Source organism: Paenibacillus sp. FSL P4-0113 (assembly GCF_038009305.1).
Taxonomy (GTDB): Bacteria; Bacillota; Bacilli; order Paenibacillales; family Paenibacillaceae; genus Paenibacillus; species Paenibacillus polymyxa_D.
This window is the reverse complement of record NZ_JBBPAZ010000001.1, coordinates 4,066,966-4,091,538: the sequence shown is the minus strand read 5'-3', so window position 1 is coordinate 4,091,538 and position 24,573 is coordinate 4,066,966. Positions and strand designations below refer to the sequence as shown.

The window sequence follows — 24,573 nt, the reverse complement described above, 5'->3', positions numbered from 1 at the left end:
TATTTACGCGGAACTTCATCATACGTAAATAAGGAGGTTCTTGTATTTTCAAACGTATATAGCTCAAATACTACTTGTATTTTGCAGAGTTTTTTATCACTACTCAACTTTTATTGCTTCAAGAAACCCTTCTGTTCCAAAAATGGCTTCAACTGCAAGCGTGCTGGCTCGGTCAATCTTCCGGCCATTTGCTCAGACCATGGCGTAGAGCGTTGACCGCCCGTACGTTCCTTCAAATATTCCGCTGATGTGTGATCGTATACCTCTACAGCTTTCATCGTCTGATTTTTGTCGTAGCCGTTCATATGCAAAACACCGGACAGCGGAAGGCGTGGACGCAAGCCCGTTTCCTGATCCGGTACACCAATACACATACCGAATACTGGATACACCAGCTCTGGCAACCCTAACAACTCAGACACCTCTGCTATGTTAGTACGAATGCCGCCAATGTAGACGATGCCCAAGCCCAGTGATTCAGCGGCTACCGCTGCATTTTGTGCAGCTAACGCGGCATCAATGGTCGCAACCGTATAATTTTCAACGGACCCCTCATAGGAAGGCTGACCTGGCTGATGGTGGAGCGTGACCTGTTTCAAGCGATACAGGTCTGCGCACCATACCAAAAACGCAGGGCATTGCTCAACGTAAGCCTGCCCTCCTGCCAACTCCGCCAGTTTTGTTTTCAAAGAAGGCTCGGTAACGGCGATAACGGTATATGCCTGCACATTGCTGGACGAGGAAGCCATTTGGCCAGCTGCCACAATAGCTGCGAGCTGCTCGTCGGTAATGGGGGCTGACTTGAATTTTCGCACAGACCGGTGATTCATCAACAAGGAAATCGTATCATTCATGACTGCTTCACTCCTAATCCATAATATAAGCTCTTTATCTACTTCAAGCTGTGAGTATACGAAGAAGTTCTTGCATGCTTGCATGGCACTCCTACAAATATTATGGAACTTTCGCGAATGATAAGCAACCTGACGTAATGAAAGTTGAATGGTTTTAAAAAACCAAACACAACAAAAAGCAAGCACGCAGAGAAACCAACCAATTGCGCGTACTTGCTCTATACTCTGATAATAACTTTATCTCGATACAGAAGTCCGACAGCACGTTATCCTGCCGATACATCCATACACTTACAGCTTTACTCGTTGGAGACGCAGCGCATTCAGCACAACTGAAACAGAGCTAAATGCCATGGCCGCTCCCGCCAACCATGGGGCAAGGAAGCCCAAAGCAGCTATCGGAATACCGATCACGTTATACCCGAGCGCCCAAAACAGATTTTGCCGTATGTTTGTCATGGTCCGGCGGCTCATTTCAATCGCGTCAGGAATGCTGTTCAGGTTGCCGCGCATGAGGGTAATATCCGCCGCCTCCATGGCCACATCCGTTCCCGTACCCATCGCCATACCAATATTAGCAGTAGCCAGCGCAGGCGCATCGTTAATACCATCCCCAACCATAGCTACGATCATGCCTTGTTCCTGAAGCCGTTTCACTTCCTCAGCCTTTCCTTCAGGTAGCACCTCCGCCAGCACTCGTTCAATTCCGGCCTCGGCGGCAACAGCCCGCGCAGTCCGTTCATTGTCACCCGTAATCATGATGACTTCAATGTTCATCGCGCGCAGACGGGCAACGGCCTCCCGTGACGTTTCTTTAATCGTGTCCGCTACGGCCACCAGTCCGGCATAGGAACCGTTCACAGCGACCAGCATCGCGGTTTTCCCTGCTTTTTCCAGATCATTCATATACTGCTCAGCTAAGTCATCTATTGCGATGCCTTCCCTGCTCATCAATCGGCGTGTACCGGCCAATACCTGTTTACCTTCCACATGTGCCTTCACACCATAACCCGGAATATTTTCAAAATCTGTCGGTCCTACCAGCTCAATGCCTCGATCTGCAATCCCCTTTACAATGGCTTCCGCCAGCGGATGCTCTGAGCTTTTTTCTGCCGCACCGAGCAACCGTAGCATATCCTTTTCAGCCATGCCGCTTGCTCCAACCATAACATCCGTCAGCTCGGGCTTGCCATTCGTAACTGTACCTGTCTTATCCAACACCACTGCGTTGACTGAACGGGTCATCTCCAAATGCTCGCCGCCCTTGAACAGAATACCATATTCAGCGGCACGTCCCGATCCTGCCATAATGGACGTTGGAGTTGCCAATCCGAGCGCACAAGGGCAAGCAATGACGAGAACTGCAATCATTTTCTCCAGTGAGCCTGCAAAATCAGTCGGCGTCACAAGGAAAAACCAGACGATAAAGGCCAACACAGCGATAGCAACAACAATGGGGACAAAAATACCGGAAATCTGATCCGCAATCCGCTGAATGGGAGCCTTGGAGCTTTGCGCATCTTCCACGACCTTAATAATACGGGACAACGCCGTATCACCACCCACACGCTCAGCCTGGATACGTAGAACCCCGTTTTTATTGAGCGTCGCCCCTGTAACTGCGGAACCGGCTTCTTTTTCAACCGGAAGACTCTCACCACTTAACATGGATTCGTCCACTGCCGAACGTCCGTCTACGACCACACCATCGACAGGAATTTTCTCGCCGGGTCGTACAATAAAGATATCCTTCACACGTACCTGTTCAATCGGAATATCAAGCTCTTGCCCATCACGTACTACACGTGCCGTTGTCGCCTGTAGACTCATCAGGCTCTTGATCGCCTCGGACGAACGCCCTTTGGCTACCGCTTCGAACCATTTACCAACCAAAATAAGCGTAATTAGCACCGCGCTTGTCTCGTAATACAGCTCTGGCATGGTCATGACAGGCATTCCCGCCATCCCCTCCATAACATCAGCCGGACGCAGAGTAAGGTACAAGCTGTAAAAATAAGCCGCAGACGTACCCAGTGCAACTAACACATCCATATTCGAACTGCCGTTACGAAGCGCTTTGTACGCGCCCACATAAAACTGCCAACCAATGACGAACTGAATCGGCGTTGTCAGCACTAGTTGGAACCATGGATTCAAGAACAGTTCTGGCACATAAATCCATGATGTAAAGGAAAAATGAGCCACCATCGCCCACAACAACGGCAACGACAGCACTGCGGACACAATCCACTTCCATTTTTTACGATGGATATCCTTACTGCGGACATCCGCGATATTGTCCTCAGCGCTCTGCGGGATCGCTCCGTAGCCTAGCTGTTCAATCTTGCTCACCAGATCACCAACCGCAATACTCCCCGCGGCATATTCCACATGAGCGGTTTCCATCGCCAAATTTACCGTGGCACCTGTTACACCAGGCATCCGATTCAATCCCTTTTCAATCCGGGTTGCACAGGCCGCGCAAGTCATGCCCGTTACATTCAGATTGGCTTCTTCACTTACAGTTCCAAACCCAAGAGAAGCAATTTTATCGCGGAATTCAGCGATCTCCACCTGCTTGGGATCATAGGATATCGACGCCTGCTCCAAAGCCAAATTCACATTAGCCTGTGCCACACCATCTATTCGCTTTAAACCTTTCTCAATACGGCTTGCGCAGGCAGCACAGGACATCCCTGTAATGTGAAGCGTTGTCTGCTTGTCACCGTCGGTCGCACGGTTTTCCATGGCCATCCTCCTCCCATACCCCAGTGGGGTATATTATATCCAAAAAGAAAAAGCTTCTAATATGGAAGCTTCCTCTTCGAAACAAGTTTTTTCACACATAAAGCTTCAGCTTAAACAACATCATAGCCTTGGTCTTCAATGGCTGTTTTCAGCGCTTCAACGTTCAGCTTGGACTCGTCATATTCTACATTCACTTGTTTCATTTCGAGGCTGACCTTGCCGGTAGCGCCAACTTTCTCCAAAGCTCCTTCTACTGCCTTCACGCAATGATTGCAGCTCATGCCTTCTACATTCAATGTAACTTGTGCCATTTTCTTTTCCTCCTCTGGGGTACTTCCGTACCCATAATGTGTATGAATACTACTCTTAACGGATTAGCTTCTTGACCGTAACCAGCAGCTCGTCAATCACTTCCTGCTCTCCTGCCTGCATGCGCTCAATGACACAGCTTTTCATATGCCCTTCCAGCAGCAGCTTACCGACACCATTCAGCGCGGACTGGACAGCCGCAATCTGGTTCAGTACATCGTCACAGTAGGTATCCTTCTCAATCAAGCCTTTAATTCCGCGAACCTGACCTTCAATACGGTTCAACCGGGATACGAGGCTGTTCTTGAACTCTGCCGAATGATGACTTTTTCTAACTGTCTTTTCCCCATCTGTTCCACAGTGATTCTCATGGACTTCAGTGTGGGAAACAGGTTGCTCCTCAGCCATACATCAGCCTCCTGTGTGGTGTATATATGCATTCATGCATTTATTATAGTTCCATCATAATATACCCCCATGGGGTATGTCAACCTTCCAGATAAATGTCACTTTTTCGCCCTATTTTATACTTTTGAGCGTGCTTCCTTAGCAAGTACGATAAAGCTTAATAGAGCACCAACCTCGGCTATAGCTATAACGACCGCCATGGGTACGGGGGTTGTTCCACTCCCCAAGCCTACTAGCGGTGAAGCGATGGAACCCAGCAATAGAGGCAGCAAACCAAGCATGGCGGACGCACTACCTGCGGAGCGCTGCTGACTCTGCATTGCCAATGAAGTCGTCGTTGTACTCACAATCCCTACGCAGGAAACGACAAAAAATAGCGGAACTAAAACAGCAAACAATTGGCCTCCAGTAAAGGCTACAGTAAGCAAGCTGATTCCGGCTACAGCCGCAATGACCAGACCCGACAAGAGTAACTGTCGTTCGCTGAAGCGACCCACAAGTCTACCCGTTAACTGGGAAAACAGTACAATCCCCAAACCATTCACTGCAAAAATGATGCTATACGTCTGAGGGGAAACCCCGAAAATATCCTGAAGCACGAATGGTGAGCCAGCAATATACGCGAACATCGCTCCCGTAATCAGCGCCTGTGAGAAGGCATAGCCCATAAAGCGTCGATCGGCAAACAAGTGACCGAGTGTCCCCAGCGTCTGCTTCAAACCACCGGATGAGCGGCGGTTCGTTGGCAACGTTTCTGGCAAACCCAAGACGACGGCAATCAGCATAGCCACGCCGACCACACAAAGTACCATGAATACACCACGCCAGGAAACAAAGTTCAAAATGACACCGCCCAGTACTGGTGCAGCAATGGGGGCCACGCCGTTCACCAGCATGAGTAGTGAGAAAAAGCGTGTCAATTCTTTGCCCGAGTAAAGATCACGGGCTACAGCTCTGGAAATCACGATCCCCGCCGATCCTGTAAGCCCTTGAATAAAGCGAAGCGCAATGAGCATACCGATATTCGGCGCAAACACGCATAACAGCGAAGCGGCAGCGTACAGAATGAGCGAGATCACCAGCGGTCCTCTGCGCCCCCTTACATCGCTAAGCGGACCAGCAACGATCTGTCCAACGGCCAGGCCCAACAGACAGGCGGTTAAACTAAGCTGCGCCAACGAAGTAGTCGTATGCAAATTGTCGGCTAATGTAGGCAGCGACGGCAAATACATATCTATGGACAACGGCCCGAAAGCACTCAATGCACCCAGGACAAAGGCGATCCATAATATTCGCGATTTGGTCATATCTGCGGCAACCATAACAGTATTGGATAACCGGTTCATAATAATAATCATCCTTTTCACAAAAATATAAATAATTACTTCAATATATCATGATATCACTCATTTCGTCTGGCTTCGAATAATTCCACGCTAATCCGCAATTTTTTTTCAAAACTGCTATATATCAGGCAGGAATTTACCAATTTCAGGTCGAATTATACGGTAACCAAAACAAAAAATTTGTGGAATCTGGAGAATGATAATGGTCTATGATGGAGTACTACTGGGTCTCATTGTAGGTCTGTTCAGAGGAGGCTGGCGGCAAGGTCTGATCCGTTTCAGTCAAGTTCGCCTTATAGCCGGCTGGATGTTCCCTGTGCTGCTGCTGGTACAATTGATTATTTTTTATTTCCAGGAAAAGTGGACTGGGCTGGCAGCCATTAACGGGTATCTATTTATGGGAGTCTACGTGGTTGGATTGATATTTCTCTGGTTGAACAGACACCATAAGGGATTCAAGCTTATTATAATCGGCGTATTGTTGAATTTTATCGTTATGGCGGTGAATGGCGGCAGGATGCCGGTCTCATTGAGCGCTTCGGAGGTGCTGGGTCCCTATTATACAGATATGCTTAAATCCGGAAGTGTCATCTCGAAACATTACATGATGGATGCGAGCACGCGTTTATCATTGCTTGGTGACATTATTCCTCTCTCCAAGCCCTATCCTCGCACGCAGGTAATTAGTATTGGAGATGTTGTCATGAACTTCGGGATGTTCCTGTTTATCCAAAGCATTATGGTCATGAAAAGAACCAAGGACAAGCAGCAAGAAACCAATCCCCGCCACGCCTAGTGTGTATCTTATTCCAAGGAAGGGAGGGAACCCTATGAAAAACTTGAAATACTCCCGTGTGATTATCAATGCTATTATCGTAGCTTCTGTCATAATTGCTTTGACTTCCGGTTACAAAATCGGGGGCTAGTCACCGATAAGAAAAAAGGAAGCACAGGCTCAACAAAACAGGCTGGATTCCGGCCTGTTTTTTCATGTGAAATTTTCGATTACAAAATTGCAAATTATCCCATTCACCCCTGGTAGCTTTGACATCAAGATACGACAAGGCAGGAGAAGAAATGATGAGTATAATAAAAAAGCTGCAAGAACGGGTTACCGCGACGGGAATATATGTGTTTTTCATATGTTTGGCAGGCGTGATCGTCCTCCTATATACGAATCAATGGTCCTTTTTGCACTATACGACAACAGAGTGGGTCACGATCTATTCCCTATTGGGAGCAGTTCTGATTCTGGAGCATTTTACATTCCAGCTACCACCGGCCAGTAACAAGCAGTCCATGGATTCCTCTGTGTATCTGGCTTGTATTTTTGTGCATGGCACCGAGATTGCTATTCTGATTTTGCTGCTAAATGTAATCATTGCTATATTCCGGCACACAGAGCTGTCCTGGTGGAAGCATACCGTCAATTTTTCTATTTACGCCCTTTCCATTTTCCTGTCTTCAACAGTATTTGAACTAAGCGGCGGAACGCAGGGAGCTTTAAACCAAGATCATTTCGCTTCCTACCTGCTGGCGTTGATTTGCTACTTTGCGGTGAACACAATCACACTGGGTATCTACTTTTATATTGCATACAAAGGGTCCTTCAATGAGCTTAAACAGGCTTTTTTGGCTGAATCCCTGCTCGTATACTTATGTACACTCATTCTGTCTTTGGTATTGACTACACTGATTTATTACAACGGCATTTTAGGACTTTTGCTGTTCCTTGGGCTAAGCATGCTCCTGTCTCACGCATTCAAGCAAATGTTCACGCTGTATCGGGAAATCGAAGAAAAAGCCAACATGGATCGCAGAACAGGGCTATACAATCACAGCTACTTTGAAAATACACTTGAAGCTGAATTAAATATATCGAGATCCGAGAATACTCCCCTCAGTCTGGCGCTGATTGATATTGATGATTTCAAAAAATACAATGATCATTTCGGTCATCTTAAAGGCGATCAGCTACTGGGATTTCTCGGTGAGTTTCTTAAGAAGGAAACCTCCGGCACCCCCATCACCGTATCCCGCTACGGTGGAGAAGAATTCACCCTGCTTATGCCCGATCATACCGCTGAACAAGCATATGAAATAGTCAATGCTATTCGAAAAAGATTAAATGATTCTCGTTATGAGGGTGTTGAAATTTTTCCACATGGCTGTCTGTCCTTCTCCGCAGGTATTGCCCAAAGCCGCATTGACATCTACGACAAATCACAGCTGGTCGATCTGGCAGATAAAGCCCTGTACTACGCCAAGAAACAGGGCAAAAACATCGTTCATACACATGGAAGCTTAAATGAAGTGGAGCGTGAGGTGGATCTGGGGCAGGATATTCGTGATCTTGAGCAGCAGCTTAATTTGTTCTTATACAAGGATATTAACACCTTTAAGCATTCCAAACGGGTGTTCAGATATGCAGCAGACATGAGCGATGTGCTTCAGCTCGGACCGGAGGATAAGCGGCGTTTCATACTAGGAGCTCTCATTCATGACATTGGTAAACTAGAGATTCCCTGGAATATCCTCAATAAAAAAGAGAAGCTGTCCGGTGAGGAATGGCAGATGGTGCAAGCGCATGTCATGTGGGGCAAACGTATTGTTGAAGCCAACGAACGATTCGCAGATTTGATTCCTTTTGTGGAGCTGCATCATGAACGTTATGACGGAGGAGGCTATCCGTTTGGCTTTAAGGGCGAGCAAATTCCACTTTTATGTCGGATGCTGACGATCATTGACTCTTTTGATGCGATGACAACCGAGCGTCCCTATCAACCCACCAAAACGTTCGAGGAGGCCATTGAAGAACTACGTGCTTGCTCGGGTAGCCAATTCGATCCCAAACTAACGGCTATTTTTATCCATTATATTCAACATAAGCAACCTGCTTTCACGGATCTCATGGAAACAGGGCTCTAATTCCTTCATTGGCTCTTCCTCTTTCCCCCTAGCGTGGTTGAAATCGTCCTGAATTCAACCACGCTAGGGGTTTTCATATGATTGGCATTTTGTATAATGCTTATTATTTCAAATTTCATATAAATGTCATAATTCGCTCCATCCATTCGCGCTATATGCACTATGATTAAGATAGGAATGGGTTTGTCCGTCAGGATTTTGCAAAATCCTCCGTATAAAATGTTACAGATGGGGATATCCTCGCTTCAAGTAATCGAGAGAAGGTGACTTCACAAGCATGTTGTATCTGTCCAGACCAGCCCGTGTGGCTTGTCTTTTATTGCTGTGTCTCCCCCTTCTGGTCCTGTTTCCTCACTCTTCGTGGGCTCATGCATTTGTCATTGAATCCAGTCCGACCGAAAATCAGGTTTTGGACAAGCCGCCTTCTAAGGTGACCATTACCTTCAATGAAGATTTGCAATCTGCCTTCATGTCGATCAAAGTGACCGACGAAACAGGCAAGCGGGTCGACACAGGAAAAGCACAGCTTGACCCGAATCACAAAGCCACCATGGAAATCCAATTGATCCCAGGGATGAAAAATGGAATTTACTCTGTTAGTTGGAGAGCTTTATCCGCAGACGGACATCCGGTTAATGGAGTTATTCCATTTCAAGTAGGCAGCGGTTCCAATGCGCCTACCCATCAAGCTGCCGCATCTGAAGGCTCAGGGACATCACGAATCGACTTAATCGCTGTCCGTTGGTTTCTTTACATAGGACTATCGCTGCTTTTTGGAGCGATTTGTTTCCGGCTGTTCATCTTACCGAGCATAAGCCAAAACAAGAATCAAAGTGAACAGCATAAGCAAAATCAGCGGCCCTTTAAAACATCGCCCCGCTGGAATAAACTGCTATGGAGCGGCTACGGCATAACTTCTGCCGCCATTCTGATCAGCCTGCCACTTCAGGCTTCATGGGATGCCGGGGTTTCCATCAGGGAGGGCTTCTCACTCCCGATTCTGGGAGAAGCTCTCCAGTTTACTGGAGCCGGACAAATTTGGTTTATCCAGATGATTCTCGTGCTGCTCTTGAGCGTAACGCTAATTTACGCGCTGGATTACAGCATTTCGAGTCGCCAGCGCCGTCTTTGGGGCTACAGCTCGGCCCTCCTAACGCTATGCCTCATGCTGTCCAAGGCCTTTGTCGGTCATCCGGCAGCGGCTACCCATCCAGCTCCGGCTATTGCAGCGGACTTTGTCCATCTCGCGGCAGCTGCCTTTTGGATCGGCTCACTTGCCGTCATGGTCGTGTGCCTGCCTGTAGCCGGAGCAGAGTTGCCCGTATCCGAGCGGGCAACTCTGCGACAAGCCGCCCTGCGTCGCTTCGCCGGCTGGGGCATTGCCATGGTGGCGGCGCTACTCGCCACCGGTATATATGGAGCCGTTCTGTACATTCCGGCTCCCTCCATGCTGCTGAACACGTCCTATGGACTCGTTCTGCTTGGCAAGGCAGCGCTGCTGCTAGTCATGCTGGCCTTCGCGGCCAGCCAGTTCCGCAGCGCACGGCAAGCGGCGCCCAGCAAGCAAGCCGCTGGGGGATTGCGTGCCGAGTTGTCCGTCGGCCTGCTCGTGATGCTGTTGACTGCGGTGCTCACTCACCTGTCACCCGGCCAGGCCCCTGTTGTACCGTTTGAGGAGACGCACACTACGGGCGAATATAACGTTACCCTGGCAGTCAGTCCCAATGCTGTGGGCAGCAATGAATTTAAGGTATCCGTTCAGGATAGCAAAGGTGCTGCCGTTTCAGGAATCCAGCAGGTTACATTAACGCTCACTCCAGCAGACCCTGACCAAGATCAACAGGAATTTGTTCTGCCTGTGAAACAGCAACAGCCATTCCGCAGTCAGGAATTGATGACCTCCGAAGGAACATGGGCGGTAAAAGTACATGCTCTGACGGCATCACTCGATGCGGTTGATGCTGAATTCACCCTGCATGTAGGCGGTAAGAAATAATTATTTTATACTTAAAAGGAGCGAAATGAATATGAATACAACGATTCAAACAGCAAAATCCAGATTTTCTAGGTTTGCGACCTCTGTGAGTCTAATTGCAGCGGGTGCCTTACTTTTTGCAGGTATGGCCAGTGCACATGTGACAGTCAAGCCTTCTGTTTCACAACCTAATGCGTGGGAAACGTACACATTGAAAGTACCCGTGGAAAAAAACATTCCAACCACCAAAGTCGCCTTGAAAATTCCGAAAGAGGTCGTCTTCAAACAATACGAGCCTGTACCGGACTGGAAGGTTGCCACCGAAAAAGACAGCTCTGGCAAAGTAACCACCGTGACCTGGACGACTGAAAAAGACGGCATTCAAGCAGGTCAGTATCAGCGTTTCGGCTTTGTAGCGCAAAATGCAGACCAGAATACCGCAGCAGCCTGGGACGCCTTCCAGTATTACAGCGACGGAAGTATCGTGGAATGGACAGGCGACGAAGGAAGTAGCAATCCTCATTCCATTACCGAAATCACGGCGGATGCCACGTCCGCAACTCCTGCCCCTGCCGCAGACAGCGGACACGATTCGGCGGGTACGGCAGCAGGCCACGCCAGCACAGATACGGCTAATGATAGCAACCCCGCACCTGCTTCGAACAATGCTGTAGAAGCTGCACCTGCCGCTTCTGCTCCAGCCAGCTCTGCTGCACAAACGACAGCACTCGTTCTCTCGATCATTGCAGTCGTTCTTGGTGCCACAGCTGTCGGCATTGCACTCAAGCGCCGCAAGTAATCTGGGTTACGTATAAAGTTAAGAGCGTTTTAAAAAGAAAAAGCTGATACCTATTTAAAAGGTGTCAGCTTTTTTTGTATGAAAGAAAACGATTAATAGTCAGCTTTAATACATACTCAGATTCATCTCATCCTATTATTTCACATTCACCTTTCTATCATTTTTTTGGTAAAATAGGTAGAACCCTCACGATTCTAACATGATAGCATTGCAATCTATTGAGCATAGGAGATCATAGGATGAAAATCGTAAATAAAGCTCTGTTATCTAGTGCTATTTTTCTGAGTACCACAGTGGGCATCTATAGCCCCTTGGCACAAGCTGAAGCCGGCAAGATCAGCATTATGCTGGACGGATATGCATTACCGTTCCCTGTACAACCTGCCATGATGAACGGCACGACCATGGTTCCCTTTCGTGCGATTTCTGAAGCTCTTGGCATTACAGTGAAATGGGACCAAGCCAGCCAAAGCATCACCGCTACCAAAGCGCAAGGTTCTGCTACCAAGCAGGTGATTCTAAAGATGGGTAGCCGCAATGCCACAGTGGACGGACAAGCGGTTCAACTAACAGCCGCTCCGCAAACCGTGCACGGCAGCACCATGATTCCGCTGGGCTTTTTCGGGCAGCAGTTTGGAGCCACGGTGAACTGGAACCAGGGAACACGGACGGTCTCCATTACATCGCCTCGTGAATCGATGTATACAGTAGGCTTCTATGCGCTGTCTTCCTTTGACCAAAAATCCAAAATACCGGATTTTAACGTCGTTGCCTTCGGCTGGAGTCGAATTGATACGAACGGACAATTTACCACAAACGGCAAAGAATACAAATGGCCTCAAGCCGCTGGAACTGTAACGCCAGAGTCCATTGTGCAGGAGGCAGACAGCCAGGGGACTTCCCCTTACCTGATGGTCTATTCCGGAGATGGCAATCACGAGCTGACCAAAGTTTTGGAAAATGCGCAGCTTCAAGAACAAACCATTTCCCAAATTGTCAGCACCGCCACCGACAAACAATTTAAAGGCATTACGCTAGACCTGGAAGGATTGGGCTGGAGCGGCGACAAAGCCAAAGCTCGTTCAGACTACAACACCTTTATTAAAAAGCTATCGACCAAAGCGCATCAGGCCGGGCTCAAGCTCACCGTCGTTCTGCATCCGCTGAACAGCTCTTACTCTGGCTATGACTACAAAACGCTGGGCAATCTGGCGGACGATCTGATCATCATGGCTTATGATTACGGACAAAAGGCTACACCTGAGCCTTTGGAAAAAGTGGATGAAGCCATCCAACTGGCCTTGAAGGAAACCTCGCGGGACAAGCTCATTTTGGGGATTTCGATGGGTAGCGAAAAAGACAGCACCGTTAACGCCAAGATCGGTTTAGCCAAACGTTATGACCTCAAAGGAATCGCTATCTGGCGCTTGGGCATCATTGGAGAAACGGCCTGGTCACAGATGAACGAAGCCATCGAGTTTAAATAAGTGTACATTTTATCCAAGTAAAACCGACCTTATTTCGCCCGCCAGATGATTTCTTATGAGTCTTCTATGAAATCATCTGGCGGGCTTTCTTCATTCCCTTTAACAAAAGTGCTTGCCTGATTTGGAAGTTGTCGTCACAGGCTCGCAACCCTGTTCTCCATAGAAGATCCCCCAGTCTCTCATAAAATCCAGCAATGGCCTTAACGTATCTCCTAACGGGGTAAGCGAGTATTCCACACGCGGTGGGTTCTCGTTATAAATTTCACGGTGCACAATGCCATCTCTCTCTAATTCACGCAACTGCAAGGTTAGCATCCGCTGTGTAATATTAGGCAAGGTCCGTCGAATTTCGTTATAGCGCCGCGGTCCTGTGGTCAAATGATACAAGATGACTCCCTTCCATTTGCCGCCTATAACCCCGACGGTTTTCGCTACCGGACATCCAAAATTAACGCTAACTGCATGTTCCATCTCCTGTGCCATGTATACCCTTCTTTCTGTAGAATGTGTAAACCAATAGCCTCAGACGTATGACAAGAAACAAATATGTGCGTACTTGTTCCCTGCAAAAACTTTCTATATGATAACTATATATTCGATATCAGCTCTCATTATAGTAGCAGAAAACCCATAGAGCACCAACTAAACCCATACCCAAAGGAGTACATTTTATGTCTAATACATCAGCTAAAAAACAGGAAATTCTGGACGCCTTTCTGTTCAGGCACGCCACGAAAGAATTTGATCCCAATCGCATCATACCGGAAGAGGATTTTCAGTTCATTCTCGAAACCGGGCGACTTTCTCCAAGCTCCGTCGGTTTTGAACCATGGCAGTTTGTAGTTGTACAAAATCAGGCATTAAGAGAGAAGCTGGCTGCGGTTTCCAGCGGTGGCCAAAAGCAGATTCCTGCGGCTAGCCACGTCATCCTGATTTTGGCGCGCAAGGATGTTCGTTATGATTCTCCTTACGTGGAGTATATGTATAAAGAGGTTAAAGGTATGTCTGAGGAGGAATTTGCCTCACTGCCAGGCCGCTATAAGATTTTCCAGGGTGAAAGTCAACACCTGCTGGAAAACGAACGTACGCTATTTGACTGGGCTTCCAAGCAAACCTATATTGCCTTAGGCAATATGATGACCGCGGCGGCTCAGATCGGTATTGACTCCTGTCCGATTGAGGGTTTTAACTACGATCAGGTGCATGCCATTTTGGAGGAAGAAGGACTGCTGGAGAACGGGCTGCTCGATATTTCAGTCATTGCTGCCTTCGGTTATCGCGCTCATGAACCCAAACGTGAAAAATCCAGACAACCCCTGGAAAAGGTCACACGCTGGATTCTGTAATCTAATATCCCGATTCTCTCCCAAACGATGAACATTGAAGCATCAAAAAAGCGGGCTTGCGGCACTTCATCTGAATGATGAACCTACCACAGCCCGTCTTTTTTAGGTCACTTCAATTTCTATTAAAATCCCCTTGGAAGCCAGGTTATCCAGGCACTCCTTCATATACTCATCGTCATGCTCCACATATGCACCCGCGCCTGCCAGTTCCTCACCCAGCTCTGCCTCCCAAGGCTCACACTGCTTACCGCGATACAAAGGCTGTTCCCATAGTGGGTCAACATTGTACCCTCTGCTTTTCATTTCGTCCATAATGAGCCTATGATAGCGCACCAGCAGCATGGGGTGATAATCGAACACATAATTCACCGTGGCGTGTGGCTTGCCCCACCCATTCCCGCGCAGGGCACAGCACTCACGATGTTGCCCCAGCAGTTGCGGACGGGGTAACTTGTCGATTAAATGTTCATGCCAAAGCCTCATGCTTCCACAACCCTATCTGTAGCTTTTTCTGATCTATTGGATTAGCATACGGATACCTGTCAGCACAATGCCGATCAGGAAGCCTGTAACTGCGCCATTAATACGTATCCACTGCAAATCCTGTCCCAGTTTGTCCTCCATCAGTGCAATCAGGGATTTGTTATCCATTTTGTCTACATTTTCGCGCACCAAGTTACCAATCCGACTATGGTTGGCTTCCACCAGTCCAGTAATACCTTCCACAATTCGCACATTAATCTTGTCCAGCAGCTCGGTATTCCCTCTTAAATCAGTCAACATTCGATCCAATAGCGGTAAAATATAGGTCTGCACATAGCTTCCGTCTTCCATGTAGTCCAATAAGCGTATACGCAGTTCCTCCATTTTTCCCAGCACCGACGCATCACCTTCCCAGGCTTCAACAAGGCTATCCTTCCAGCCGTTCAACCCTTCCTGAACCGTATCTTTCGTCGCCAATCGGGTCACCTGTGTTCTTAGACCATCCAGCACGGCCTGACGGCGCGGGTGCTCTTCCCGTTGCAGTTCTGCTACCTGATCCAGCAAAAAATGACGAATCATTTCACCCATACGCTCTTCGTTCAGATAGCCGAGGAATGCGTTCAAGGCAAACTGCATCAGTCCGCTCACCTGCAAACCGCTGACAGCCTGCATACCTAAGGTACCCAGCGTATAGCCCGTTTCGGGTCGCAAAAGCCAGGACTCGGCTTGTTCCAGCGTGTAATCCAGCGCGCGGCGATCATAACCCTTCTCGCTGGTCTGACGAGCAAGCGCCTCCAGCAGCGGTCCGGCGTCAAAGTCAGTCATCTGCCGCTTGAGCTCTGCCACGATGACCGGAGCCAATTCCGCGAGCGGGAGCGACTGGACGAGCCGCTTGGCAAGAACATCTATGGATGCCGCCGCCTCCGGCGTGCGCAAACCTTTTTCCACACCACCCAGCACCAAATCGGCCAAACGAATATCTGCAATTTTAGACGCGATGCTGTCTTTGTTTAGCAAGTTATTTTCCACCGTACTCACCAAGGCATTTGTGAGCTTGTCCCTATTTTTAGGAAGCAGCGCGGTATGTGGTATCGGAATGCCTAGCGGATGACGGAACAAAGCAGTGACAGCGAACCAGTCCGCCAGTCCCCCTACAAGTCCTGCCTCAAAAGCTCCGGCTAACAAACGAGCCCAGCCATATTGCTGGAAGGGCAATGTGGCTGCAAAGCCTGCCCCTAGAATAACAAGCGACCAAGCCGCTGCGGTTTTCGTATTTTTGGGTTTTCCCATCCTGTAATCCTCCAAACTGACTGTCGAGTAAGTAAAGCACTATACCTGTATTACCCATCATATCATTGCCCGTGTCATTTCCAAAGTTGAAAGCACTCTTGATGAAACGCGTAAGGCCACTTTTTGCGTAATTTTTTATGCATATATCTCTCTTTTTTACATTCATGTTCGTGAACTAAATCACAACACTAGGCCCAAAATCTCATTTTTAATAATAAGCCTTACGAACCATTTTATCAGAACCAAGTCCTAAATTTCTTAAACCGAAAGGAGAAGTGAAGGGAAAAGTTGAATGGGCATGTAAGATATCTTTTTCAGCACTAATTCTATCTTTGACCCCAGAAAGGATTTGAATCCATGATGACCTCAGAATTCTTTCAACAATATTCGACCTTTTATACGGACGATCAGGTTAGATGTCCATAAGAGCGAGGCTTCTATAAAACTTACAAACATATTTTGATATATAGACATATTTCATGTGATAAAATAAACTTTTATATATAGTAAATCATGTTTAATCAGCCATTATATATTGGTTAAATCAAACCAAGATAAGCTAGATAAAATTGCTTCTTTGTAAAGGAATTGAATATGACAACAGACCAAAAAAACAACGAGGGCCTCTGGAACGGCGAACCTGTCGTAATTGTGCGCACTCCCTCCGCTTTTGCCAAGCAATCCCTTTTATATATTCAGGAATTAGGCTACTTCCAAAAAACTTCTGCTTTTACGGTGGAAAGAAAAGAACTCGCCTCTTTTTTGCTTGTTTTTACGTTGTCTGGTAAGGGAGAATTACTATACCGGGACAAGAAATATATTTTAAAGCCTCATGATTTGTTTTTTATTAATTGTGAGGAGTATGTGCAATATAGCACCTCCGGTCATGAAGCCTGGGAGTTTATCAGCTTATACCTGTACGGCAACCTGATCGGAAACTTTTACGAACAATTTGCCAAGCATAATAAACCGGTAATATCCATGCATAATCCGTATATTATATTGGACAAACTGCATGCTCTGATTTGTGGGCAGTCTGACAGAAGTCTTTCCGCTGAACTGCTAACGTCCAGGCTCATTGGTGAAATACTGATGTGCATCTTGCAGCATCCCTATGATCACCAGCATGTGAATGCTGAAACCCTCAGCGAAGTACGTCGGGTACAGCAATATTTGGATCAGTCCTACTGTGAGCGAATAACACTGGACTCGCTGGCAGATATGTTTGAATTAAACAAGTTTAATCTGGCTAAAAATTTCAAAAAGCAGATCGGTTTCTCTCCGATTGATTATCTCATTAATGTCCGTATCACGGCCGCTCAAAGCTGGCTTAAAACCAGTGACATGTCCATTGTGGATATCGCAAGGTACGTAGGTATTCCCAATACGAGCCATTTTATTAACCTGTTCAAGGAGCATGTAGGAGAAACACCTCATTCCTTCCGCAAAAAGTGGGGGAACCGTTCCAAGCTGTAAATGAGAGGTTACATGAAACCAGTTTGATAGATGATAGACGCACAAGCTATTCAAGTTAATGGCAAAGCTGTCGAAAGGCAGTGACGCAAAACTATAGGGCCTTCCTATCCGGATGGCAGCCAGCTACCAGATGAACGAGCTTTTTATTATGCCCTTTTTTACATAGATCCACCACAATTTGCTATGCCTATCTCGAAAAAAGCCCTGATCGCTATGATCAGGGCTTTTTTTTCTATTGGGATAGTCATGTCAGCCTAGCATGCTGAATATACTAATTTCGAACGAAGCATTGCCATATTACGATGAATAGGAGAATCACTTGGAGCATGAGAACAAAAATAAATGTAATGATCATTGCCTTATTGCTCATTGTCCAAAGCTTTTTCAACGCAACACTGGCTTACGCAGATGCTCCAGCCCCAGAACTGCCGCAGAGTGCTGTATCCGATCCTACACATACCGTTACGGATGCTGTATACGGTGTCCCAAACCTTGAACCCCCCAGGGAGATTCCTTCAAACACGCCCCCCTTCGTTCAAGGAGCAGTCAGTTCAAAATCTCAACATGATGCAACTCCGCAGAGCATACTAACGAAGTTGAGCCTGACCGACGAATCAGGGCATGTCATTGATGCAGTATATAGTCCCGACAGCCAATTCGACATCGGATCAGCCATCCAACTAGGCTATGAATGGGAGCTTCCTGACAATACCTATAAGTCAGGAGACACTTTCACCTTTCACTTACCAGAACAGTTTGTCATCTACACTGATATCTCATCTCCGTTAGTCACTACCGACGGAACCGTGGGATACTTCACAGTAGATCGTCAGGGCAAGGTGATCATGACCTTTAACCCATATATAGAGACTCATTCCAATGTCAGCGGCAAACTGCAAATCAAAACCGAGTTTACAAAAGAAATAGTGAAAGGTAGTACAGAGGTCATCATTGCGATTCCGATCAAAGGCGGGGTGCAAACGGTCGTCGTGAATGTAAAGCCCCAGTCAGGGCCGACCCTAAGCAAACAAGGGAAACTAGCTGGCACAAATCAGATCGACTGGACCATTGATGTGAACAAACAGCTAAACACCGTAAAGCATGCCTTCATCACCGATCCAATTCCTTTAGGACTGGAACTCAGAAGAGACTCTATCCGGCTCTATCATCTCCAAGTCAATATCGACGGATCGACCGTTGTTCGAGACCTAGTAAATGCGAGTGAATATGCCATTGAAGCAGATCAAGCCGGGACAGGGTTTGTGATTCGTTTTCAAGACGATAGCATGAACACAGCCTACCAGATTCAATATTCCACGCGCATTACTGGCGACGAAACTCGTTTTTCCAACACAGCAACGCTTTCAGGAGATGCGATAGAGAACGTTGCTGCTACCGGTACTGTTCAGGTAGAACGTGGTGAGTTTTTGTCCAAAAAGGTTGAAAAATATGATCATGCCACACAAACACTCTCGTGGGCCATACGATACAACTTCGGCGAGACAAAAATCCCCGAAGCCAAAGCTCTTTTAATTGATCATTTCAACAAAACTCAAGAATTGCTACCCGGTTCCTTGAAAGTATTTAAAGGAAACACGCTGGAGGAACTCCCATCGTGGGCGTATACTGTCATCCCAGTTGATTATCCGGACCGCAACGGCTTCAAACTTCAATTTAACTTTGACGTAGATTCAGCCTATACCATCCGATACCAGACTCAAGCCAGAGGCCGTGTCTATGAAAATGGAAAAGTTATAAACATCATAACCTCAGATGGAATCCAGAAGATCGTATCGACAGAAATCACAAGCGGAGTTATGACTAAAATGTATGACACACCCAATTACAACACCAAAATCATACCTTGGGTGATTACCATTAATACAGACTTGTACACCATGAAAAATATTGTCATTCACGATGTGTTTCCAAACGGGGGCTTGGCCTTGTTGCCGGACACCCTGAAAATTCAAACTGTTGACGGAACAACGGAGCTACGTGCCCCCACGGATTATGAGCTGATTCCGCTATCACAGGACTATAAACAAGGATTTACGCTCAAATTTCATAAAACCATTCATAAAGCTTATACGATCAAGTATTCAACCACCTATAACAATGACTGGAAAACGGATACGACGAAGCCTGAGTTTCGTAATAAATCCATTATAGAATACCAGTTTGAAGACGGAGAAACATCATCGCATGCCGTGGAGTGCCCGATCTGGCCGGACTTTATGACACAACGAAACGGTGCCAAGCAAGGAAGCTATAATGCGACCTCCAAGCTCATTACCTGGGACATTAAAGCCAACTACAATCGCAAGATCCTAAACCACGCGGAAGTGAGAGACCCCTTGCTGCAAGGTCAGAAGTTACTGCCCGGCTCCGTGAAAGTACACGATATGACCTTGCTGGGATGGTGGGATGGCGTACAAAAAGGGGCTGAAATCCCGGCAGATCAATACACCATTATACCTCCCTCCGAGCAAAATGGGAATGAATTGCGTATCCAGTTCAAGGAGCAGATACAGACTCCCTACTGGATTACCTTTCAAACTTCATTGGAAGGAGAACTGATTGACAAGGAAATTCATAATCAAGCCCTTCTACTGGATGGACAAAAAACAGTCTCCAAATGGGCAGCGCAAGTCACGGTACCTCATGGTGGAGAATATGTATCTAAAGTCGGTACACAAAATGGAAATAAGATCGACTGGAGCATCCGCATCAATGAAGGACAGTCACATGTATCCAACGCTAAAATTATAGATCAGCCTAGCAGCAATCAAATCTTAATCGAGGATTCCTTTCATTTGTACTCTACAATCATCGCTGCCAACGGAAATACCACCAAGGGCACCGAGTTGATTAGAAACCAAGATTACAAGCTGTATATCAAAACAGATGCTCAAGGCCAGCAAACTTTTGAACTTGCTTTTGCCAAGGATATTTCCTCTGCTTTTATTCTTGAATACCAATCATTCATTCATGCTGAGGACAAAGCCAAAGTGAGTAATAAGGTTGCCTTTGAGGGGGATCGCTTGACGACAGAGATACGGGAAACCAGCCAGGAAATCATTGTACGAACGTCTTCCGGCTCCGGTTCCGGCGGGGGTGTGACCGAAAGTCTTGAGTTGACCAAGGTAGACCAGGATATGCCTGAGAAGGTACTGCCTGGCGCACAGTTTGCACTCTATGATAAAGGTCAAAAAAGAGCCCCTCTCATTCAGACCACCAATCAGGAAGGCAAAATCATCTTTTCCTCCTTGCTTCATGACGATTACATCTTGGAGGAATTGGCAGCACCGGAGGGCTATAAAATCACCGAGAGCAAGCTTGAGATCAAAATAGACGCAACACTGCGACAAAGCTCTGGTGTAAAAAAGATTGTGATCACCAACCGTAAAGAAAAGAAAAACGAACCAGGAACGCCTACTCATCCAGACCCGTCACCCCCGTCTGGAGGCTCAGGTAAGAAACATGACAGAGATCCGGAAATACCCGATACTCCGTCTGTAACCGTTCCTCCGTCATTGCCAATGTCTCCGGAGGACATAGCCCTTCTACAGGAGGAACCTGCACCTATACCGCCGGAGCCGCCAGCCGTCATGCCTCATCAAGATCCTTCTCCTCCGGTGGATTCGAAAGACGATCCCAAACCTAAGATCCGTGTCAAGGTTCCCGGGAAAGAGCCAGAAGAGCCAGAGGATCCACCTGCGGTACATCAGTTGCCCCAAACAGGTGAAAGCAGCCCCGTTCCGTTCTATTTGACAGGCATAGCGTTGGTTATGTGGGGCGTATTGTTGAAATTCACACGGACGAACAAAAAATAAAATGGATCACCTGCCCTGATCTCTCGCCTCATTCCATTTCCGATTGGAATGAGCCGGGAATGGGGCATTTTTCAAAAAAATATGTATAATCCGTACTTTGCTTAGGGGAGGCGAGATTGCTGAGTCTGCGTAAACTTTCCTACGTATTTATTTTGTTAGGCTTACTTTTTATTTTGTTTCCTAAAGCGACGGAATGGAATGAGGATCGGGAACAAAGCAAGCTATTAAAAGCAGCAGAACTACCATCAGGAAAAAGCGATGCGCTATGGCCCCCCAGTCTTACGGACAGCTATGCTCGCTTGTCCACTACTCTTACGGAAGTCCCGGCTCGTGAAGCACGACAAAATACTTCCACACCCCCTGTTACCATTGGAAGCGCTAATGAACAAACTCCCATAGCCACTATTAGTATAAGTCGTATTGCTTTAAAGCTCCCTGTATTGGAAGGCGCAACGAGGATAAATATGAGACACGCGGCTGTACATATGCCGGAAACGGGGACGCTGGGACAGGCGGGGAATGCCGCCGTTGCTGCTCATCGAGCCCGCACCTCTGGACGTTTATTTAATCGTCTAAATGAATTGAAGATCGGGGATAAGATTGTTGTTAACACTCGGGGTAACCAATATGTATATAGCGTTTATAGCCTGAAGATGGTCGATCCTACGGACGTGTCTGTTCTGAAAAGCTTCAAAAAACAAAAGCTGCTCACCCTGATTACATGTGACCCTCTCATAAATCCCACCCATCGTCTCATTGTTCAGGCCAAACTAAGCACCTAAAGCCATTAAAGCGCCTATTTTTATGAGTAAAAATAAATCAGGCGGGCCATTCCTGTTCATTTACAGAAATACACCCGCCAATGTTCACATTACGATTCAGTTGGATTCTTGGCAATCAACTTGAAATCATCAAAGTGGAATCCTGGTGCAACCACACAGGTTACCAGTACGGGCTCATCCCCAAGCGGACGTGCCGTTTGCCATACTGCTCCTGGGACGAGTGCTTGTGGATGCTGTCCTGCCTCCACATCTGCACCAACAATAATCACAGTTTCTTCACCAGGCTCTTCTCCGCTTCCACCCAATTTCAACTCTACAGGGCTTCCGCTATGATATAACCACAGCTCATCAGAATGGACCACATGCCACTCGGAGAACTCACCCGGATGCAGCAAGAAATACGTAGACGAAGCTGCAAAGCGCGGACCAGAATATACATCCGGCAATACAGGCTTCGGAATTTGAAAATTGGCCTTCCACATCTCTTTGTACCAGCCGCCTTCTGGATGGGGCTCCATGCCCAATGCCGTGACTAGCGGTGAAATAGCTTTCGTCATTGTCTAACCTTCCTTTACCCTAAATTCCTTCTTCCCTACTGTAAAACATAGCGTTGCTTTTGTCACGTTTCTCCCTTGGCTTGTCGGGGATCAATAATTTATGTGAAATTTAATAACATAAAAATACGGATGTTTACTCATTTTCATCATATAAATAATAGTTCACTAGTAAAAATCACACCAAAATACATTACACGTGAAGTTTTATGACATAAAATCTTGTTTTTTATTGTAAGCTTATAGTATCATGAGAGAAATTTTTAAATTCTAATAGAGCTTGGTCATGTCAATCCGTCTACTAAGCTATGTATCCAAGCCTAAAAGGGGTGAGCTCTCTGATCCAGTTTCGCAATGTCAACAAGCATTACGGTCACTTTCATGTACTCAAAGACATTAATCTTCAGATTAAGGAGGGCGAGGTCGTCGTCATCATCGGTCCCTCCGGCTCGGGTAAAAGCACCCTGCTTCGCTGCATCAATCGTCTGGAAACGATATCGGATGGGGAACTGATCGTTAACGAGATCCCTGTACATGACAAAAAGATTGATATTAATGCCTTCCGTCGCAATATCGGAATGGTGTTCCAGCATTTCAATCTGTATCCCCACAAAAAGGTAATTGAAAACATTGTACTGGCACCTATGAAGGTACTGGGCATCTCGAAAGAAGAAGCTACTCAAACAGCCATCACTTATCTAAAGCGCGTCGGAATCGAGGAAAAGGCACAGAGCTACCCCGCCCAATTGTCTGGTGGACAGCAGCAGCGGGTCGCGATCGCCCGCGGGCTCGCGATGAATCCAAAAATTATGTTGTTTGACGAGCCTACCTCAGCTCTTGATCCCGAAACGATCGGAGAGGTACTGGATGTTATGCGCTCGCTCGCCCATCAGGGCATCACAATGGTCATTGTCACTCATGAAATGGGCTTTGCACGTGAAGTGGCGGACCGCGTGATTTTTATGGACAAAGGACAGATTTTGGAAGACGGCCAACCTGCCGAATTTTTTCAGAATCCGGGTGAAGAACGGGCCCGCCTGTTCCTGAGCCGTCTGATTCATCATTAAACAGACTTACCAATGTAGCGTAAATCGAAAGGGGAATGTTCTGATGAGAAAAAGATTTCAATGGAGTACTTTGGTGCTGGTAGCTTTATCTTGTCTGCTCGTCTTGGCAGGCTGCGGAGGCAAAGAAGGAGCGGCAACGTCGGGAAATGAGCCGGCAGCAGCCAACGGACTGGAAGCGATCAAACAGCGTGGCAAACTAGTCATTGGTGTGAAATACGATACCAAGCTGTTCGGACTGAAAGACCCGGCTAGCGGAAAAGTAGAAGGTTTTGATATCGACATCGCCAAGGCTGTAGCCAAACATATTTTTGGCGATGAAACCAAACTTGAACTAAAAGAAGTCACGTCCAAAACACGAATCACCTTATTGCAAAACGGGGACATCGACGCCATTATCGCGACGATGACCATTTCGGATGAACGTAAAAAGCAGGTTGATTTTAGCGACGTCTATTTTAACGCCGGGCAATCTCTACTCGTGAAAAAGGGGAGCCTCATCACCGGGCTGGAGTCCCTGACCCCGAATACCAAGGTGCTCGCCGTGAAAGGCTCTACTTCCGCCAAAAATATCCGTGAAAAAGCACCAGAAGCGACGATATTAGAATTCGAAAACTATCAGGATGCTTTCAATGCCCTCAAAGCAGGTAAAGGAGAAGCGTTAACTACCGATAACTCTATTCTGCTCGGCATGCAGAAGCAAGATCCGAATTATATTCTTGTAGGCGGGAACTTCACAGAGGAACCTTACGGCATTGCAGTAAAGAAGGGACAAACCGAACTCCTACAAGCCATTAATGATACGATCAAGGAACTGAAAAGCAACGGTGAATACGATAAGCTCCACGAGCAATGGCTTGGGGTTAAGCCCGAATAGTATTCTTGTGA

The 24,573-nt window shown here is 47.0% G+C and carries 20 protein-coding genes and 1 riboswitch; of the genes, 11 read left to right on the top strand and 9 right to left on the bottom strand.

Annotated elements, in window-relative coordinates; all coding sequences use genetic code 11:
- Positions 1–110: 110 nt before the first annotated feature.
- From nfsA to MKX46_RS17660, 5 genes are all read right to left on the bottom strand, one after another.
- The gene (gene nfsA, locus MKX46_RS17680; RefSeq protein WP_318627665.1) at positions 111–854 is read right to left on the bottom strand and encodes an oxygen-insensitive NADPH nitroreductase; all 744 of its coding nucleotides are present in this window, start codon (positions 852–854) and stop codon (positions 111–113) included.
- A 291-nt stretch (positions 855–1,145) separates the two neighbouring features.
- Entirely contained in the window at positions 1,146–3,602 is a 2,457-nt protein-coding gene (locus MKX46_RS17675; RefSeq protein ID WP_341071553.1) for a heavy metal translocating P-type ATPase, read from the bottom strand.
- Positions 3,603–3,712: 110 nt separating this feature from the next.
- On the bottom strand, positions 3,713–3,913 hold the full coding sequence (locus tag MKX46_RS17670) for a copper ion binding protein (RefSeq protein ID WP_165147930.1): 201 nt from the start codon (positions 3,911–3,913) through the stop codon (positions 3,713–3,715).
- Between the two features lie 55 nt (positions 3,914–3,968).
- Positions 3,969–4,319: a metal-sensitive transcriptional regulator gene (locus MKX46_RS17665; RefSeq protein ID WP_013308456.1), complete on the bottom strand. Its 351-nt coding sequence runs from the start codon at positions 4,317–4,319 to the stop codon at positions 3,969–3,971.
- A gap of 116 nt (positions 4,320–4,435) precedes the next feature.
- The gene (locus MKX46_RS17660; protein ID WP_341071552.1) at positions 4,436–5,665 is read right to left on the bottom strand and encodes a multidrug effflux MFS transporter; all 1,230 of its coding nucleotides are present in this window, start codon (positions 5,663–5,665) and stop codon (positions 4,436–4,438) included.
- Between the two features lie 202 nt (positions 5,666–5,867).
- Here MKX46_RS17660 and MKX46_RS17655 point away from each other — a divergent pair, with 202 nt between their 5' ends.
- The 5 genes from MKX46_RS17655 to MKX46_RS17635 all read left to right on the top strand — a co-directional run bounded on the left by MKX46_RS17655 (position 5,868) and on the right by MKX46_RS17635 (position 12,854).
- Positions 5,868–6,461: a DUF5317 domain-containing protein gene (locus tag MKX46_RS17655; RefSeq protein WP_341071551.1), complete on the top strand. Its 594-nt coding sequence runs from the start codon at positions 5,868–5,870 to the stop codon at positions 6,459–6,461.
- A gap of 281 nt (positions 6,462–6,742) precedes the next feature.
- Positions 6,743–8,593 (top strand): bifunctional diguanylate cyclase/phosphohydrolase, encoded by a 1,851-nt coding sequence (locus MKX46_RS17650; RefSeq protein WP_341071549.1) that lies wholly within the window; start codon positions 6,743–6,745, stop codon positions 8,591–8,593.
- A gap of 277 nt (positions 8,594–8,870) precedes the next feature.
- Positions 8,871–10,589 (top strand): copper resistance CopC/CopD family protein, encoded by a 1,719-nt coding sequence (locus MKX46_RS17645; protein ID WP_341071548.1) that lies wholly within the window; start codon positions 8,871–8,873, stop codon positions 10,587–10,589.
- A gap of 31 nt (positions 10,590–10,620) precedes the next feature.
- A complete protein-coding gene (locus MKX46_RS17640) occupies positions 10,621–11,367 on the top strand; it encodes a YcnI family copper-binding membrane protein (protein ID WP_341071547.1) in 747 nt (248 codons plus the stop codon).
- A gap of 239 nt (positions 11,368–11,606) precedes the next feature.
- On the top strand, positions 11,607–12,854 hold the full coding sequence (locus MKX46_RS17635; protein ID WP_341071546.1) for a stalk domain-containing protein: 1,248 nt from the start codon (positions 11,607–11,609) through the stop codon (positions 12,852–12,854).
- A 99-nt stretch (positions 12,855–12,953) separates the two neighbouring features.
- Here MKX46_RS17635 and MKX46_RS17630 read toward each other — a convergent pair whose 3' ends face one another.
- The gene (locus MKX46_RS17630) at positions 12,954–13,337 is read right to left on the bottom strand and encodes a winged helix-turn-helix transcriptional regulator (RefSeq protein WP_023986690.1); all 384 of its coding nucleotides are present in this window, start codon (positions 13,335–13,337) and stop codon (positions 12,954–12,956) included.
- Positions 13,338–13,525: 188 nt separating this feature from the next.
- Between MKX46_RS17630 and MKX46_RS17625 the strand changes: the two genes are divergently transcribed.
- Complete coding sequence (locus MKX46_RS17625) at positions 13,526–14,200, top strand: NAD(P)H-dependent oxidoreductase (protein ID WP_029514680.1); 675 nt, start codon at positions 13,526–13,528, stop codon at positions 14,198–14,200.
- Between the two features lie 102 nt (positions 14,201–14,302).
- Here MKX46_RS17625 and MKX46_RS17620 read toward each other — a convergent pair whose 3' ends face one another.
- Together MKX46_RS17620 and MKX46_RS17615 are read right to left on the bottom strand one after the other, a co-directional pair.
- Positions 14,303–14,683 carry a TIGR02328 family protein gene (locus MKX46_RS17620; RefSeq protein WP_029514679.1) on the bottom strand — a complete coding sequence of 127 codons (381 nt, stop codon included), beginning with the start codon at positions 14,681–14,683 and terminating at the stop codon, positions 14,303–14,305.
- A gap of 33 nt (positions 14,684–14,716) precedes the next feature.
- Complete coding sequence (locus tag MKX46_RS17615; protein WP_069290903.1) at positions 14,717–15,973, bottom strand: DUF445 domain-containing protein; 1,257 nt, start codon at positions 15,971–15,973, stop codon at positions 14,717–14,719.
- A 594-nt stretch (positions 15,974–16,567) separates the two neighbouring features.
- Between MKX46_RS17615 and MKX46_RS17610 the strand changes: the two genes are divergently transcribed.
- From MKX46_RS17610 to MKX46_RS17600, 3 genes are all read left to right on the top strand, one after another.
- Positions 16,568–17,449 (top strand): AraC family transcriptional regulator, encoded by an 882-nt coding sequence (locus MKX46_RS17610; RefSeq protein ID WP_029514677.1) that lies wholly within the window; start codon positions 16,568–16,570, stop codon positions 17,447–17,449.
- A 50-nt stretch (positions 17,450–17,499) separates the two neighbouring features.
- A riboswitch (cyclic di-GMP riboswitch) is annotated at positions 17,500–17,580 on the top strand.
- 195 nt (positions 17,581–17,775) lie between these two features.
- Positions 17,776–21,285 (top strand): collagen binding domain-containing protein, encoded by a 3,510-nt coding sequence (locus tag MKX46_RS17605; protein WP_341071545.1) that lies wholly within the window; start codon positions 17,776–17,778, stop codon positions 21,283–21,285.
- Between the two features lie 116 nt (positions 21,286–21,401).
- A complete protein-coding gene (locus MKX46_RS17600; RefSeq protein ID WP_029514675.1) occupies positions 21,402–22,067 on the top strand; it encodes a class D sortase in 666 nt (221 codons plus the stop codon).
- Positions 22,068–22,156: 89 nt separating this feature from the next.
- Here MKX46_RS17600 and MKX46_RS17595 read toward each other — a convergent pair whose 3' ends face one another.
- Positions 22,157–22,624, bottom strand: a complete 468-nt coding sequence (locus MKX46_RS17595; protein WP_029514674.1) for a cupin domain-containing protein — start codon at positions 22,622–22,624, stop codon at positions 22,157–22,159.
- A 326-nt stretch (positions 22,625–22,950) separates the two neighbouring features.
- Here MKX46_RS17595 and MKX46_RS17590 point away from each other — a divergent pair, with 326 nt between their 5' ends.
- Both MKX46_RS17590 and MKX46_RS17585 read left to right on the top strand, forming a co-directional pair.
- A complete protein-coding gene (locus MKX46_RS17590) occupies positions 22,951–23,688 on the top strand; it encodes an amino acid ABC transporter ATP-binding protein (protein ID WP_081317548.1) in 738 nt (245 codons plus the stop codon).
- A 43-nt stretch (positions 23,689–23,731) separates the two neighbouring features.
- Positions 23,732–24,562: a transporter substrate-binding domain-containing protein gene (locus tag MKX46_RS17585; protein WP_341071543.1), complete on the top strand. Its 831-nt coding sequence runs from the start codon at positions 23,732–23,734 to the stop codon at positions 24,560–24,562.
- Positions 24,563–24,573 lie beyond the last annotated feature (11 nt).

What these genes read in the sequence shown, in the direction of transcription:
- nfsA (WP_318627665.1), bottom strand. Translation starts at nt 854, where the DNA reads ATGAATGATACGATTTCCTTGTTGATGAATCACCGGTCTGTGCGAAAA.
- MKX46_RS17675 (WP_341071553.1), bottom strand. Translation starts at nt 3,602, where the DNA reads ATGGAAAACCGTGCGACCGACGGTGACAAGCAGACAACGCTTCACATT.
- MKX46_RS17670 (WP_165147930.1), bottom strand. Translation starts at nt 3,913, where the DNA reads ATGGCACAAGTTACATTGAATGTAGAAGGCATGAGCTGCAATCATTGC.
- MKX46_RS17665 (WP_013308456.1), bottom strand. Translation starts at nt 4,319, where the DNA reads ATGGCTGAGGAGCAACCTGTTTCCCACACTGAAGTCCATGAGAATCAC.
- MKX46_RS17660 (WP_341071552.1), bottom strand. Translation starts at nt 5,665, where the DNA reads ATGAACCGGTTATCCAATACTGTTATGGTTGCCGCAGATATGACCAAA.
- MKX46_RS17655 (WP_341071551.1), top strand. Translation starts at nt 5,868, where the DNA reads ATGGTCTATGATGGAGTACTACTGGGTCTCATTGTAGGTCTGTTCAGA.
- MKX46_RS17650 (WP_341071549.1), top strand. Translation starts at nt 6,743, where the DNA reads ATGATGAGTATAATAAAAAAGCTGCAAGAACGGGTTACCGCGACGGGA.
- MKX46_RS17645 (WP_341071548.1), top strand. Translation starts at nt 8,871, where the DNA reads ATGTTGTATCTGTCCAGACCAGCCCGTGTGGCTTGTCTTTTATTGCTG.
- MKX46_RS17640 (WP_341071547.1), top strand. Translation starts at nt 10,621, where the DNA reads ATGAATACAACGATTCAAACAGCAAAATCCAGATTTTCTAGGTTTGCG.
- MKX46_RS17635 (WP_341071546.1), top strand. Translation starts at nt 11,607, where the DNA reads ATGAAAATCGTAAATAAAGCTCTGTTATCTAGTGCTATTTTTCTGAGT.
- MKX46_RS17630 (WP_023986690.1), bottom strand. Translation starts at nt 13,337, where the DNA reads ATGGCACAGGAGATGGAACATGCAGTTAGCGTTAATTTTGGATGTCCG.
- MKX46_RS17625 (WP_029514680.1), top strand. Translation starts at nt 13,526, where the DNA reads ATGTCTAATACATCAGCTAAAAAACAGGAAATTCTGGACGCCTTTCTG.
- MKX46_RS17620 (WP_029514679.1), bottom strand. Translation starts at nt 14,683, where the DNA reads ATGAGGCTTTGGCATGAACATTTAATCGACAAGTTACCCCGTCCGCAA.
- MKX46_RS17615 (WP_069290903.1), bottom strand. Translation starts at nt 15,973, where the DNA reads ATGGGAAAACCCAAAAATACGAAAACCGCAGCGGCTTGGTCGCTTGTT.
- MKX46_RS17610 (WP_029514677.1), top strand. Translation starts at nt 16,568, where the DNA reads ATGACAACAGACCAAAAAAACAACGAGGGCCTCTGGAACGGCGAACCT.
- MKX46_RS17605 (WP_341071545.1), top strand. Translation starts at nt 17,776, where the DNA reads ATGAGAACAAAAATAAATGTAATGATCATTGCCTTATTGCTCATTGTC.
- MKX46_RS17595 (WP_029514674.1), bottom strand. Translation starts at nt 22,624, where the DNA reads ATGACGAAAGCTATTTCACCGCTAGTCACGGCATTGGGCATGGAGCCC.
- MKX46_RS17585 (WP_341071543.1), top strand. Translation starts at nt 23,732, where the DNA reads ATGAGAAAAAGATTTCAATGGAGTACTTTGGTGCTGGTAGCTTTATCT.